Consider the following 14,467-nt stretch of genomic DNA (forward strand, 5'->3'; position numbering starts at 1 on the left):
GAAATTATTCAGCGTCTTCGGCCTTGGCAGGAGCAGCCTTGCGGGTCTTACGCTTTGCACCAGTGATGTTGCCAGCGAAACGCTTGTTGAAGCGGTCGATACGGCCAGCCGTATCCACGCGATGCTGCTTACCCGTCCAGAACGGATGGGTATCAGCCGTAATTTCCAAAGAAATTACGCTATATTCAACACCATCGATAGTCTTCTTTTCGGCGGAAGACTTCGTGGAGCGGGTGATGTATTCTTTACCCGTATTCGCATCGACGAACACGACCGGTTGATAGTTAGGGTGGATACCTTCTTTCATTTTATAAACTTCCTATTGAAGCAGTTAGAATTTGAGAGCATAAATTTAGAAGATTTTCGCCATTTTGGCAAGACTAATGCACCAAAAATCCACAAAAACCCCACTTACGCACGATGATTTCATTTTTAAACACTCCATTTCTATTTCACCAACCCCTACACGAATTGTTTCAAAAATAAACATCATATATATGAATAGGGGGCTATTTTTGCTTGGCACGAAAATTGCATAACAAAGGGCGAAATCAAATAAACAGTCCAACTTGGACTAAAAAGTACAATCTGGGTTCAAAAACCCGCAAAAAAGGAAAAAAGAAAATGATTAAGCCTCTTGCAGATCGAATCGTCGTCAAGCCGGCAGAAGCCGAACAGAAGACCTCCTCGGGTCTCTTTATCCCGGATAACGCCAAGGAAAAGCCGATGCAGGGTAAGGTCGTGGCCGTGGGCCCGGGTCGCAAGAACGACAAGGGCGAAGTCGTAGCCATGGAAGTCAAGGTCGGCGACGTGGTTCTCTACGGCAAGTACAGCGGCACCGAAGTCACCGTCGACGGTGAAAACTACCTCATCGTGAAGGAATCGGACGTCATCGCTACTTTGTAGTGGTTAGTAAACAGTAGGCAGTAAACAGGTTAAGTTAGGCGGCTTCGCCGCGATTATAAAAACTAACCACCAACCACTAATCACTAACCACTCTTTCAAAATTTTAAACAAGGACAATCAAAAATGGCAAAGCAACTTAAGTTTGATGTAGCAGCTCGTGAATCCCTGATGAAGGGGGTCGACAAACTCGCCAACGCAGTCAAGGTTACCCTCGGTCCTAAGGGCCGCAACGTGATGATCGCAAAGGCCTTCGGCGCCCCGAACGTCACCAAGGACGGCGTGTCTGTCGCTAAGGAAGTGGAACTCGAAGACGCCTACGAAAACCTCGGCGCCCAGATGGCCAAGGAAGTCGCCAACAAGACTTCTGACGCTGCTGGTGACGGTACCACCACTGCAACAGTGCTCGCTCAGGCCATCACTCGCGAAGGCCTCAAGAACGTGGCCGCCGGTGCAAACCCGATGGACATCAAGCGCGGTATGGACGCCGCCGTCGAAGCCGTGATCAAGGAAATCGGCAAGATGGCCGTGAAAATCAACGGCAAGGAACACATTGCCCAGGTCGCAACGATTTCTGCTAACAACGACCCAGAAATTGGTGAACTCCTCGCCAACGCTATGGAAAAGGTCGGTAACGACGGTGTAATCACCATCGAAGAATCCAAGACCGCCGAAACCATCCTCGACGTTGTCGAAGGTATGCAGTTCGACCGCGGCTACCTCTCTCCGTACTTCGTCACGAACACGGACAGCATGGAAGTCAGCCTCGAAAATCCGTACATCTTGCTGTACGACAAGAAGATTTCTACCATGAAGGATTTGCTCCCGATGCTCGAACACGTTGCAAAGCAGGGCAAGTCTCTCCTTATCATCGCCGAAGACGTCGATGGCGAAGCTCTCGCAACACTCGTTGTGAATAAGATGCGCGGCACCCTGAAGGTCGCTGCCGTCAAGGCTCCGGGCTTCGGTGACCGTCGTAAGGCCATGCTCGAAGATATCGCTATCCTCACCGGTGGTATGCTCGTTTCCGAAGACACGGGTGCAAAGCTCGAAGACGCTCCGGTTACGGTTCTTGGCCAGGCCAAGTCCATCACCATCACGAAGGACAACACCACGATCGTCGAAGGTGCTGGCGACGCCGCTTCTATCAAGGCCCGTATCGGTCAGATCAAGAAGCAGATCGAAGCCACCACGAGCGACTACGACCGCGAAAAGCTCCAGGAACGCTTGGCCAAGCTCGCTGGCGGCGTTGCCGTCATCAAGGTCGGTGCCGCTACTGAAGTTGAAATGAAGGAAAAGAAGGACCGCGTCGACGACGCCATGCACGCAACCCGCGCTGCCGTCGAAGAAGGTATCGTTCCGGGTGGTGGCGTTGCCCTCATCCGCGCCGAAAAGGCCATTGACGAACTCAAGTTCGACAACATCGACCAGAAGACCGGTGCAGCCATCATCCGCCGCGCTATCGAAGAACCGCTCCGCCAGATCGTGCAGAACGCTGGTCTCGAAGGCTCTGTCGTGGTGAACAAGGTGAAGGAAGGCAAGGACGCCTTCGGTTACAACGCAAAGACCGACACTTACGAAGACCTCATCAAGGCTGGCGTGATCGACCCGGCCAAGGTGACCCGTACGGCCCTCAAGAACGCCTCTTCTATCGCCTCGATGATTCTCACGACCGACTGCGTGATCACCGAAAAGAAGGAACCGAAGCCGGCAGCTCCTGCTATGGATCCTTCCATGGGTGGCATGGGCGGCATGATGTAATCTGCGGTTCGCTAGAGTAATTCTCCTTATGGACGTCCGGTTCTTTGAACCGGACGTTTTTGCATTTCAATTGAAGAATGTCAATTGAAGGGAAACTATTAGTAGAAACAAAAAAAGCCTCCCCCGAATATTCCGGGAGAGGCAAATTTATCACGTCAGAACTCCCCCACCAAAGGGCGATATTCTGCGATGCGATTATTTCTTCAGGTACACGCCCTTTGCTTTCGGCTTGCCAATGTTACGGCCCTTAAGGTCGAAGGTTCGCTTTCCAAGGCGATTGAAGTGAATTTCGCCGGTGCGGGTATCAAGCTTGCCGATAACCGTCGTGTGTTCACCGCCATTGTCCCCCCGACTGACGACAACCACATCAATGGTTTCGGGAAGATTTTCAACGCTTGCCACAGGTTCTGCTGCGGCCGAGTAGCCCTTCGGAACAGGAGCATTGGTGGTCGGCTTGGGCAGCGGACTATAGACCATATAGGCACGCAGCGGACGAATCCATGCGCCGGCGCCAAACTTATAGAACTGGCCAACCTTGAAATTTTCACCCTGACTCTCTGCCGCAAATCCCCAGACATGTCCTATATCGGAATCACCCTTATTCCAGACTTTCTTCTGGAGCGTTCCGCGGAACACCCAGTCGTACGAGCGGGCCTCGGTAGATTCGGTAGGCATAATCGTTACACCTCCATCGAAAGAAATCGTTTCAGATTCCATTTCAATCATATACGGAGTATACGCTTTGAGTTTGCCCGCATATTTATTGCAGTTTGAGTTCTCTGCCGTAGCAACGGCGTCACTGCACCATACATAACTCATTCCGATAGCCGTATCACCGTTGTCCTTTTCGACCAGACCCGTAAATTCGATAACGGACTTTGCTCCCCAAATATTTGAGGCATCGATATCAAAGGGCAGCATAATCGTCGAATATCCGTTCGTTGAGAAAGAACGCTCAAAATAAACCCCATCGACCGGGATTGGGGACGGAATGTTGATGGGGTCGAATCCATTATAGAGTCCGTCAATCGTTGCCCAGACCTTGCCATTCGCCTTAGAGATAGAAACTGCAGCGTATTCACCTTTTACAAGTCTCCATGAAGGCGTTACCGTCACTTTAGACGACGGCATCGTGAACTTATAAGAAGTCCCGGTTGCTTGAACCGACAATTTATTACCATAAGCATCTTTCACGACAATTTCCGTCAACTCATACCCCGCGTTAGGCGTCGCCGTCAGATAGACTGGCTGACCATGCGTTGCTCTGTAATCGTCAGCGGTCATGGAACCACCGACAACAGAGGCAATACTTACTGTGCGATTGCTAATAAGATTTACGGTAAGATCGAAACCAGACTCTAAATATTTATTACAGCTCTTTAATTTACATGGATCAGAGCCAAAATAAAGAGTTACCACATTATCCGTACTAGTCACCGTCGGAACGCTATTAGCACCAGGCCCCTGTACTTTTGCCTTAGGAGTTCCACCATTTGGATACAAAGCATCATAGATAGAGAGGGAATCGTTTTCTGCAAAGAACTGAGCAGAGCCCGAAATTTCCATCACATAACCTTCAGGTGCCTTTAACGCAATTGTGTCTTGGGTCCCCAAGAAATAACACCCACCAACCATTCCTTTCTCAGCCTCCACACAAGCTTTCGGACCGCCATTATCGTACACATGGAAGGTTTCCACATATTCAGGGATCTCTATAGTCCTTGCAATATTTTGGAACATACTTACATACGCACCAGAAAGGTCATTCGTCCAGGTGGGCGTTACCAGAACATTCGATTCTGGCATACTGAAGGTGTACACATCCCAGAACCATTGATCTTTATTCTTTGGAGAGGAATAAACTTTCCCTCCATTCGATTGAACGACGCTGATTCCGGAGAGTATATAACCTTCTTTAGGATTAGCGGTCAATGTCACCGTTTCATAGGCACTATAAGCCATTTTATCGGCAGACATGACTCCTTCCGCGGCATCAGACACATCCACCTTGTACAGAGCCGAACTCAGGGATACATTGAATACAAAACCGCTCGAGACGTATCTAGGGGCATCCGCTCCCGAAGCAAAAAAGATTGTCATTGTATTTCCGGACGTGATGACTGAACTAAAAAGAACATTGTCGCCACTGGATTTTTCCAACAGGCCTTTCGCACCCGCATTATCGCCATCATAAATCATCAGATAGGCGTAATTTTGATAAGTCGACAAAGATCCCGACACAATAAAGTTATAACCTTCAGGAGCCTTCAAAACAAGGGTTCCATTCGCGTTGTAGCTATAGTTATCATCGCTGCCACCATCGTCGTACACCGTAAACGACTTTACGGTTTCCGGAATTTCAATAGTCCTTGTACCACTTTGTGGCATATTCACAAACAGGCTCCCGCTTGCAATCTTTGTCCACGAGGGAGTAACGGTTACTCTGGACTCCGGCATCACGAAGGAAAGTTTACTCGTACTAGAAAGCTCGCCATACTCCCCTTTTACAGTCACCGGATTTCCATATTCGTCCACAACGTTTATACCAGCAAGAGCATACCCCTCGGCCGGAGTCACCGTCAAAGAGACCTTTTCACCAGATGCGACGGATACTTTGGGCGTCGACACGGATCCGCCCTCAACATCCACAACGTCTACATCGTAAAAAGCAACGAGATCCACTTGAAGGTCGAGACCACTCGCCCTATCAGTCGTTGAAGTCGATTTAAACTGCAGTGTCATATTGCCACCGTCATTGATGAAGGAAACTCTTTTTTCGTCGCCTTTACCTTGAAATTTCTTCAACAGCAGACCGTTTCCATCATAAATGTTCAAAACAGCGTAGGCTTCCATTGATCCTTGCAATTTCAATCCATAGCCGGAACGAGCAATCAATTCCAAGGTTCCATCGGCATCGTAACTGTAGGGTTTGTACAAGCCTCCATCATCAAGCACACGGAGACCTTTACCTACCGGGACAGAAGCCGCATTCGTGCCTGTTTGGGGCATTTTTACAACCCCATACCCATAGTTTTCAACAACTTCCACGGTAAGATCTAGGCCCTTGTAGGCATCGAATTGAGAAGATTTTAAATAGAGCGTTAACATACGTCCTGTACTTACAACATCGATAGACTCATCACTAGCGGTAGTATTATAAAGTTCGTTCGCATTGGGATCTCCATCAAAGGCTAGGAACTTGGTACCACTCATTAGAGCCGCACTCCCCGTCACCCGCAATTTGCAATATGGAGGAGCCGTCAAAGTTAAATATTCATTCACATAGCTACTATAATTACCATTCTTTCCCCCGTCGTCATACACTTTGAACGAAGAAACATCCTCAGGAATTTCAATAAACTTCAGCCAGTCATCCGCCATGTTCACATATAAATTTCCGTCACTGTCTTTCGAGAGGCCTCCTGTAGAAAGCGATTTCGTCCAGGACGGATTAACCTGAGTTTTAGAATTGGATTGCGTATACGTAAAGGTTTTGACGTTCCCGTAACTTCCATATTCGAATTTATCATAATCCACATTACCGAATTTAATCCCCGAAAGCGCATAACCTTCTGAAGGGGTCGCAGTCAAAGTCACAACGTCACCAGAAACAGGACTTTCCTTATCTGAAGAAACCGTACCACCGGTAACATTTTCAATAACTAATTTGCGATTATCCTTCCATGTAGAACTGACGGTGACTTCAGCGGCAGGCATAATAAATGTTTTTTTGTTATCACCCACAGATGTCAGCGATACGTTATTGCCGCCATACATGACCTTTAATTCCGTAAGTTCAAATCCCGCTTTTGGGCGAATCGTCAAGGTCACGGTTTCACCTTGAATGGCGTTAAGCTTATCCGACGAGATAGAGCCACCCGTTGCACTACCAATATATACGACATGGGGTTCAAGATACGTCACATGAATATGGTCATTCAGGCCATTGTCATAGTTGTACGAACTTCCCATCGTTGTTACAAAACGGAACGTAATCTGGTTGGTTGAGCTAGTTACAAGATCAGGTTCTGCCAAGCAACCCGCCCTAAGCATATGATTATTGGAGGCATTCACCCCATTGCCATATCGACCTTTACAATATATGGACGAAGGCGTTACACTTGTAGGTCCGTCATAAACATCCAAGAGAAAGTAATCGTCGGGACCACGGTCATATGAAGCGCCCACCCTATCAACCGCCAAGCCTCCACTTATTTTTAAACGAGAACTCGTTGGAGCCTTGATCGTCAAAGAGCCATTTGCACTATAGCTGCGTTCCTGTACCACGGCAATTTCTTTCAGCGATTCACTCAAAGTAATGGTATTTGTTCCCTGATAAGGAATTTTCACCAGATTGCAGCTATGCTCGCCATAGGAGTAGCCAGAAGAACCATCAATGCATGTAGTTTGCACTGGTGTTACATCGGCCGCACCAGCTACCGAGGTTAAAGCACAAAGTAACAGGCTTAACGCCTTGAATTGCTCGGAAATTGAAACACGTTTCATGGATTCTCCTATTTAAGGGCGAACAATTGATAAGCCGCCACTTTCATGTAATAAAAAAGATAGACAAACGTAACCACGCTGTCAAACAAAATAACAGTTCCGAACAACGTTGTGAGTGGGGGCGGCGGGGTGCTACAACAGCTCAGCAATGTTGATGATTTCTATGGCGGGATTCTGCTCGGCTATGCCGAGCAGTTCCGGCTGGGGCTTGAATACAGATTATCAGCTTTCTCACGGCGGGAGGCTACACCGCTTCGCGGCGTAGCCCCGGCTTCGGCTCGGTTATGCCGGCAAGTACACTTGCCGGCGCAACACTCGCCTTACGCCGTGGTCGAACACGGGTTCTCCTGTTGCGTCATAAGTATGAAAAAGAGGCCCCCGAGGGGACCTCTTTTTCATACTCACGGCGGGAGTCGAACCCACGACCCGCTGCTTAGAAGGCAGCTGCTCTATCCAACTGAGCTACGCGAGCGTTGTGGCGCAAATATAGAAAAAAATTTCAAGTTTACACCGATTATTAAAAAAATCCCATTGCCGATTGGCGTATTTTTATTATATTTATGCACGTATCAACATATTTGCATAGGCTAAGGGTGCTGGTCCGACCCGCCCTACGGAGAGATAATGAAGATTGTAGACATTCTGAAGCAAGACAAGATGAGCCTTTCGTTCGAAGTGTTCCCGCCGAAAAAGGAAACGAGCTTCGAAAACGTGAAGACCGCCACCGAATCGATTGCAGCCCTTGGCCCCGCATTCATGAGCGTGACCTACGGTGCAGGCGGCGGAGTAAGCCAGTACACGCTCCAAATCGCAAAGAACCTGAAAGAAAAATTCGGCATTCCGATGCTTGCCCACCTCACCTGCGTTTCGAGCAGCAAGGAAACTATTCACCAGCGCATCGAAGACATGCGGGCCGCAGGCATCAAGAACGTGATGGCCCTCCGTGGCGACCTCACGCCGGAACTCATTGCAAACGGTCGCGACAACTGCGACTACCACTACGCCGTGGAACTTATCCGTGAACTCAAGGCCGCAGACGCAGACTTCTGCATCGGTGCAGCCTGCTACCCCGAAAAGCACCCCGAAAGCGCAAACCAGGCCGACGACATCAAGCACCTCAAGGAAAAGGTGGACGCGGGCGCGGACTTTCTCACCACTCAGATGGTCTTCGACAACAACCTGTTCTTCAATTTTCTGTACAAGCTCCGCGATGCTGGCGTCAACTGTCCGGTACTCCCCGGAATTATGCCGATTACGAACGCAAACCAGGTGGAACGCGCCATCAAGCTTTCCGGTTCCTTTATGCCGCAGCGTTTCAAGTCTCTCGTGGACAAGTTCGGCAGCGACCCCGACGCCATGAAGCAGGCCGGCATCATCTACGCGACCGACCAGATTATCGACCTGTACGCAAACGGCATCACGAACGTCCATGTGTACTCAATGAACAAGCCGGATGTGGCCGAAGGAATCCTGAAGAACGTCTCCGCGATTCTGGGCAAGAACTTCGCATAAGGAGCTCTCGCCCCTATTCCAACTTGGAATAATCCTTTGCAAAACGGACCGACAACCCCTTGTCGGCCCGTTTTTATCTCCCAGAAATCGAAAAAAAGTCATTTTTTGAAAAATAAGACAAAAACGTGACACTTTTTTCAAGAATCTTTATTTATATTGAGGGTATAGTGCAGACAGCACCAAAAGTTTTAATCTATAGAAGGATCAATATGCTCTCTTACGCTGAAGCTTATAAAATCGCCGCCGAAGTCCACAAAGATCAAACCGACAAGGCTGGTGGCCCGTATATCGATTTTCTTCAGAACGTCGCTGACTATCTGAAGAACAAGGGCGAACCCGAAGAAGTGCAAACGCTTGCCATTTTGCAGGACCTGATCACCGCCTCTACCAAGAAGACTCCCGAAGAAGTGATTGCGATGGGCGTTCCGGCAGACATCGTCGAAAAGATCCAGAAGATGACTTACCACAAGAACCAGGGCTGGATCGACGAATACAGCTGCAAGCTGATGGCCGAAGGTGTGCCCGCCGAAGAAGCGAACTACGAAGCCCGCGAAAAGGAATTCGTGAAGTTCATGGAAACGCTCAAGAGCGATCCACTAATGGCAAAGGCCAAGAGCGCCATTCTGAACGTGCTGCTTGAAGACAAGTACATCAAGCGCCAGGAACGCCGTGAACTCAAGACGAAGTTCCGCCTCAAGAAGTACCAGGCCGCCATCGAAGCCTTAGGGGTCTGAGCGACGAGGACGGCGCAAAGCGCCTCTGAGATTTTCAAAGCGGACTTTTAGTCCGCTTTCTTTTTTTGCTCAAAGTGACCGCAGGTCGCGTGCTCACACCTCATTACTCACCTCTTTTTCCTCTAGCCGAACGAGCCGTATTTTGCTATTTTTACGCGCGTAATTATAAAGCCCCTCAAAAGGCAAAACAAAAAGGAAAACAACCATGGCAAATAAAGTCTATAACTTTAGCGCAGGACCGTCTGTCCTGCCCGAACAGGCACTCAAGGAAGCATCTGCTGCATGCATCGACTTCGAAAACAGCGGCATCAGCATCCTCTCCATGAGTCACCGTTCAAAGCCGATTGAAAACATGTTCGCCCAGACGGAACACTACCTCCGTGAATTGATGGGCATCCCGGAAGACTACGACATCGTGTTCCTCGGTGGTGGTTGTTCACTTTTGTTCTGCATGCTCCCGATGAACTTCCTCGACCAGAACGCTACGGCCGACTACGCCTTGACTGGCGTTTGGGCAAACAAGGCTTACAAGGAAGCCAAGCAGTTCGGTAACGCTCTCGCCGCTTGCGACACCAAGTCCGAAACTTACAGCCGCATCGACAAGAACCTGAAGCTCTCCGACAACGCTAGCTACCTCCACGTGACCGCCAACAACACGATCTACGGTACGGAATGGCACAACTTCCCGAAGCCGAAGTCTGGCTTCCTCATGGCTGACGTGAGCTCCGACTTCCTCGCCCGTAAGATCAACGTGTCTGACTTCGGTGTCGTCTATGGCGGCGCTCAGAAGAACATCAGCTGCGCAGGCGTGACCGTGACGATCATCAAGAAGGGCCTTCTTGGCAAGGTGAACCGCACTATCCCGACCATGCTCAACTTCCAGACCCACATCGACGCAGCCAACATGTTCAACACACCTCCGGTCTTTGCCGTGTACGTGATGAACCGCACCCTCAAGTGGCTCAAGGATTTCGGTGGCGTGGACGCTATCGAAAAGGTGAACCGTTCCAAGGCCGCTCTCCTCTACAGCGCACTCGACAATTCCAAGGTGTTCGTCGGTACGGCTGCTAAGGAAGACCGTTCTATCATGAACGTTCCGTTCGTGTTCAACAAGGACGTCGTTGCAGCTGACAAGGCTGACGATCTCGCCAAGGAATTCCTTGAATTCGCTAAGGCTCGTGGCCTCCAGCAGCTCAAGGGTCACCGTTCTGTCGGCGGCTTCCGCGCTTCTATCTACAACGCTATGCCGGTCGAAGGCGTGCAGGCTCTCGTTGACTGCCTCGGCGACTTCGAGAAAAAAGTTCTCGGCTAATTAGCCAAGAACTTGGACTTGAGCGAATGCGAAAGTCCAACGTTCTAAGGCTAATCCAAGAGTGTCATCCTGAGCGGAATGCCGCAAGGCATGAAGTCGAAGGATCTAAACAATTAAAAGGCTTCGGGATAATACCCGAAGTTTTTTACTTTTGTTACTGTGTTTTTATGGTTATTGGGAGTGTTCTATGAACAAGAAAACTAGTTTTATCAAAGCCGCTTTTATTTTTGCGATGGCTTTGACCATGACAACAGCGGCCTACGCCGTGGATGCCTGTAAAGATCAGGAAATGGGACACGTGGGCGAAGGAACCATAGTAGAAGGCGACGCAAAAGGTTCCATCACCGATATTCCTTGGGGATTTCAGCAGTGGTCCCAAAATGAATCCAGTTACATGACCTACTATAGTAATGGCACATATCAAGCTGTATGGAGCAATGCGGCCGACTATATGGCCATGGTCGGTTTCTTTTATGATGAAACAGGCATCGATTATACGGAAAAAAACTATGCGGTTGATTATAAATACTCAAAAACAGGAAGCGCACCTTACGGCTATATTGGCGCTTATGGTTGGACAACAAATCCTCTAGTCGAGTTCTACATCATAGATGACTGGTATAGCAAGCCTAGTGAACAATATATTGGCGAAAAGTTCGGCGAAATCACCGTCGATGGAGCGAAATATACTATCCACGCATATCTTCGTCAGCAAGAACCTATCGACTTCGATCGGAACAATCAGCAAACATACTTGCAGATTTTCAGCGTTCGTGACTCAGCCCGTCAATGTGGACATATCAATATTTCCGCCCATTTAAAAAAGTGGAACGAACTCTTTACTGGACAAACAAAACAGCTTAGAGGTTCTAAAGGCGGCGGATCAGCAAGTCTCAAGCTCGGCAAAATAACCAAAGTATTGTTCATGACCGAAGCAGGCGGGAACGCAAAAGGTTCCATTGATTTCACTTACTTTAATATGGAAGAAAACGCTTCGTCTAATAGCGAAGTGATTGAATCAAGCTCATCTTCCGAAGAAGAGTCTAGTTCCTCCGAAAAATCTAGTTCGTCTGTAACGCTTCCCCCTTATGTTTTAGTTGATGCTTGCCAAGATGACGTAAATATGGGACATCCCGGTGAAGGCAACATCATAGAAAAAAATCGTATCGGTTCCATCAAAAATACTCCCTGGCGCTTCGAACAATGGTATGACGGAGGCGAAGCAGCAATGACTGTTTACGACAACGGAACCTTTAAGTCTGAACTGGATGAAGCTGCCGACTATATTGCACGTGTAGGTTTCCGATATGATTCAACAGGGATTGATCATACAACCAAAGCCTTCGCCGCAGATTATAAATACACTAGGTCTGGTACAGCAGGAAATAACAACTACTTAGGCGCATATGGTTGGACAACAAAACCACAGGTAGAATTTTACATTGTAGATGATTGGTGGGATGGTCCCAGACCCAACGAACTGTATGTGGGCGAAAAGTTTGGTGAAATAGAAGTAGATGGAGCTAAATACTCCATTCACGCGTTTCTGCGCCAGCAGGAACCCTCCACAACAGGAACATCCACCTTTATGCAAATTTTCAGCATTCGCGAGACACCCCGTCAGTGTGGACATATTGACATTTCCGCCCATTTCAAAAAATGGAACGAACTCTTTACGGGGCAAGAGAAAATCCTCAGAGGTTCTAAGGGCGGTGGAAAAGCGGAACTTAAATTCGGCAGACCGACTGAAATATCGATTATGGCAGAAGCCGGACATTGTAAAGAATGTTCTATAGATTATACTTATCTGAATATTGTGGACAACGCCGATTCTCGCATCGAAGATCCAGAATCTAGTTCGTCTGCAGAAGAATCATCTTCATCCGTAGCAGAAAGTTCGTCTTCGGAAGAGGAATATACAACCACTCTGTCGGCAAACATCCACCTCAACAATACTGACAAAAAACTGCAGATATTCGATATGCAAGGACGATTCCTGGGAAAAACTTTATTTACAAGAGAAGCGGATATGCAAGCCGCAGTTAAGGCTCTTGTTCAAAGGAGTGGAAACTATATCGTTAGACAGAACGGATATGTCTACAAGATTTCCGTGAAATAGTCACATTCATCTAAAAAGCATTAGAAAGACCTCCGCGAAAGCGGAGGTTCTTTTGTTATAAACTGTATTTAGATTGCTTCGCTGCGTTCGCAATGACGTGAGAATGTTGCACTCGCGCAAGCGAAGTTTTTTACAGTATTCTACTTTGTATTGACCTTGGACATTTCGAAGGAGGCAGTGTAAGTTTTACCGTCATCATCCTTACGCAGAGCGGTCCACTTCATCTTGCCATCCTTGATCGATTCCACGTCCCACCATTCGCGATATTCCTTGCCTTCGCTAATCCAGCGGGAACAAAGGAGGGTGCCATCCACAAAGTATTCATTGAGGGTGTTGTCACTTGCAACCCATTTTCCATCTTTCTTGAAATAGTAGACATAGGTTCCATTCTTTTTGTATTCCCAACGGTGCGTCAAGTCGTCACTGTACGCATCCTGCTCACTGGAAATTTTTCCCTCCCAAGTGCCAAGCACATCCTTGGAATAGTCTTCGGTAAGTTTCACCATGCGCACTTCTTCTTCACCAGGGGCTTTCCTTTCTACGGAATCCTTCGCACCTTCGGGAGCACCCTCAGGAGGAGCCATTCCCACGGAATCCATACCCTCCACAATCATTTCATGTTTTGCAACAAGTTCATCGTCTGTAATGGAGATGATTGTATAGACCTTAACCACGGACGCCTTGCCGTCCTTGTACTCCGTAAGACGAACCTTGTTCCCCTCTATCTTGGCTTTAAATTCCACGGCGTTATTCCACACATCCCCACCCGGCTGAGGTCCTTTTAAGGAATCAGGCTTAGGACCCATCAAGGAATCCGGTTTAGGTCCTTCTTCAGGCTTGGGCCCCTTCGAAGAATCGGGAGCAGGACCAGGACCCGCGTCAACACTAATTGATGCACTGACATAGCCCTTGGTTGTGGACTCAAACGTGGTGACCACCTTTTCGTTGGTCAGCACAGGTTCACCATTCTTTTCCACAACAATCCACTTGCCAACGATATGCTCGGCAATGCTGGATTCATCAATGGAAATTTCATCTGGATCCGTGCTAGAAGAGCTATCGCTAGAACAGGCTGTAAACGCTACTGCGCCACAGACAAGCCCCATCGCGAGGATCCACCGCATTTTTTTCATTTTATTCATTTTTTTCTCCTTACTTAGGTTAATAAAAAGCCTACACAAAGGTAGACCAACAAAAAAGCAAATAAAGCCAGCCGGAGTTATCCAGCGTCGCTCTTCTTGAACTTGTTCACGACGTCGGGCACAATGTCCATGACCTTGGACACCAGCGAGCTGTCCTTGGTAATCGGCATCACACGGATATCGTCACCCTTGATGACGAGGAAGGCGACCGGTTCGACCGAGGCGCCACCACCAGAGGCAGAAGTATCTCCCTTGGACTGATGTCCGCCAAAACCGAAGCCCACCGATACGCGGCTCACCGGCACAACGGTAGATTCACCGGCCTGAATAGGGTTACCGATAACCGTTTCAGCCTTGGTGATGAAACGGAGCTTTTCCAAAAGAGTTTCTGCAAGTTTTTCAATAGCCATAACTTTAATATAGATTAAAGACGAGAGACGAGAGGCGAGAGGCGAGAGAAAATACCCCTTTATCTAAT

10 protein-coding genes and 1 tRNA gene are annotated in these 14,467 nt (G+C 48.4%); 6 read left to right on the forward strand and 5 right to left on the reverse strand.

Going from position 1 to position 14,467, the window contains the following annotated elements; genetic code table 11:
• Positions 1 to 4: 4 nt before the first annotated feature.
• Positions 5 to 307, reverse strand: coding sequence for a type B 50S ribosomal protein L31 (locus Q0W37_RS03055; RefSeq protein ID WP_072977299.1), 303 nt, complete (start codon positions 305 to 307; stop codon positions 5 to 7).
• A gap of 317 nt (positions 308 to 624) precedes the next feature.
• Between Q0W37_RS03055 and groES the strand changes: the two genes are divergently transcribed.
• Both groES and groL read left to right on the forward strand, forming a co-directional pair.
• The gene (groES, locus tag Q0W37_RS03060; RefSeq protein ID WP_088627732.1) at positions 625 to 906 is read left to right on the forward strand and encodes a co-chaperone GroES; all 282 of its coding nucleotides are present in this window, start codon (positions 625 to 627) and stop codon (positions 904 to 906) included.
• 123 nt (positions 907 to 1,029) lie between these two features.
• Positions 1,030 to 2,664, forward strand: coding sequence for a chaperonin GroEL (groL, locus tag Q0W37_RS03065; protein ID WP_297698658.1), 1,635 nt, complete (start codon positions 1,030 to 1,032; stop codon positions 2,662 to 2,664).
• Between the two features lie 195 nt (positions 2,665 to 2,859).
• Here the strand turns inward: groL and Q0W37_RS03070 are convergent, their stop codons facing one another.
• Positions 2,860 to 7,170: a hypothetical protein gene (locus Q0W37_RS03070; protein WP_297698659.1), complete on the reverse strand. Its 4,311-nt coding sequence runs from the start codon at positions 7,168 to 7,170 to the stop codon at positions 2,860 to 2,862.
• Between the two features lie 398 nt (positions 7,171 to 7,568).
• A tRNA-Arg gene (locus tag Q0W37_RS03075) sits at positions 7,569 to 7,642 on the reverse strand.
• Between the two features lie 152 nt (positions 7,643 to 7,794).
• Between Q0W37_RS03075 and metF the strand changes: the two genes are divergently transcribed.
• The 4 genes from metF (at position 7,795) to Q0W37_RS03095 (ending at position 12,847) form a co-directional block, all read left to right on the forward strand.
• Positions 7,795 to 8,682 (forward strand): methylenetetrahydrofolate reductase [NAD(P)H], encoded by an 888-nt coding sequence (metF, locus tag Q0W37_RS03080; RefSeq protein WP_297698661.1) that lies wholly within the window; start codon positions 7,795 to 7,797, stop codon positions 8,680 to 8,682.
• Positions 8,683 to 8,891: 209 nt separating this feature from the next.
• Positions 8,892 to 9,416 carry a hypothetical protein gene (locus Q0W37_RS03085; RefSeq protein WP_297698663.1) on the forward strand — a complete coding sequence of 175 codons (525 nt, stop codon included), beginning with the start codon at positions 8,892 to 8,894 and terminating at the stop codon, positions 9,414 to 9,416.
• Between the two features lie 205 nt (positions 9,417 to 9,621).
• Positions 9,622 to 10,728 carry a 3-phosphoserine/phosphohydroxythreonine transaminase gene (gene serC, locus Q0W37_RS03090; RefSeq protein ID WP_297698665.1) on the forward strand — a complete coding sequence of 369 codons (1,107 nt, stop codon included), beginning with the start codon at positions 9,622 to 9,624 and terminating at the stop codon, positions 10,726 to 10,728.
• A 187-nt stretch (positions 10,729 to 10,915) separates the two neighbouring features.
• Positions 10,916 to 12,847, forward strand: a complete 1,932-nt coding sequence (locus Q0W37_RS03095; RefSeq protein ID WP_297698667.1) for a glycoside hydrolase family 11 protein — start codon at positions 10,916 to 10,918, stop codon at positions 12,845 to 12,847.
• Between the two features lie 140 nt (positions 12,848 to 12,987).
• On the opposite strand, the gene Q0W37_RS03100 is transcribed toward Q0W37_RS03095, so the two are convergent.
• Both Q0W37_RS03100 and Q0W37_RS03105 read right to left on the reverse strand, forming a co-directional pair.
• Complete coding sequence (locus tag Q0W37_RS03100) at positions 12,988 to 13,989, reverse strand: hypothetical protein (protein ID WP_297698669.1); 1,002 nt, start codon at positions 13,987 to 13,989, stop codon at positions 12,988 to 12,990.
• Positions 13,990 to 14,066: 77 nt separating this feature from the next.
• Positions 14,067 to 14,399, reverse strand: a complete 333-nt coding sequence (locus Q0W37_RS03105; RefSeq protein WP_297698670.1) for a GerW family sporulation protein — start codon at positions 14,397 to 14,399, stop codon at positions 14,067 to 14,069.
• Positions 14,400 to 14,467 lie beyond the last annotated feature (68 nt).

Source organism: uncultured Fibrobacter sp., from assembly GCF_947166265.1.
In the GTDB taxonomy this organism is placed as follows: Bacteria; Fibrobacterota; Fibrobacteria; order Fibrobacterales; family Fibrobacteraceae; genus Fibrobacter.

Bases quoted from the DNA above. Each gene is read 5' to 3' on its own strand.
- metF (WP_297698661.1), top strand. From the start codon at position 7,795: ATGAAGATTGTAGACATTCTGAAGCAAGACAAGATGAGCCTTTCGTTC.
- Q0W37_RS03100 (WP_297698669.1), bottom strand. From the start codon at position 13,989: ATGAATAAAATGAAAAAAATGCGGTGGATCCTCGCGATGGGGCTTGTC.
- Q0W37_RS03085 (WP_297698663.1), top strand. From the start codon at position 8,892: ATGCTCTCTTACGCTGAAGCTTATAAAATCGCCGCCGAAGTCCACAAA.
- groES (WP_088627732.1), top strand. From the start codon at position 625: ATGATTAAGCCTCTTGCAGATCGAATCGTCGTCAAGCCGGCAGAAGCC.
- Q0W37_RS03070 (WP_297698659.1), bottom strand. From the start codon at position 7,170: ATGAAACGTGTTTCAATTTCCGAGCAATTCAAGGCGTTAAGCCTGTTA.
- Q0W37_RS03095 (WP_297698667.1), top strand. From the start codon at position 10,916: ATGAACAAGAAAACTAGTTTTATCAAAGCCGCTTTTATTTTTGCGATG.
- Q0W37_RS03105 (WP_297698670.1), bottom strand. From the start codon at position 14,399: ATGGCTATTGAAAAACTTGCAGAAACTCTTTTGGAAAAGCTCCGTTTC.
- groL (WP_297698658.1), top strand. From the start codon at position 1,030: ATGGCAAAGCAACTTAAGTTTGATGTAGCAGCTCGTGAATCCCTGATG.
- serC (WP_297698665.1), top strand. From the start codon at position 9,622: ATGGCAAATAAAGTCTATAACTTTAGCGCAGGACCGTCTGTCCTGCCC.
- Q0W37_RS03055 (WP_072977299.1), bottom strand. From the start codon at position 307: ATGAAAGAAGGTATCCACCCTAACTATCAACCGGTCGTGTTCGTCGAT.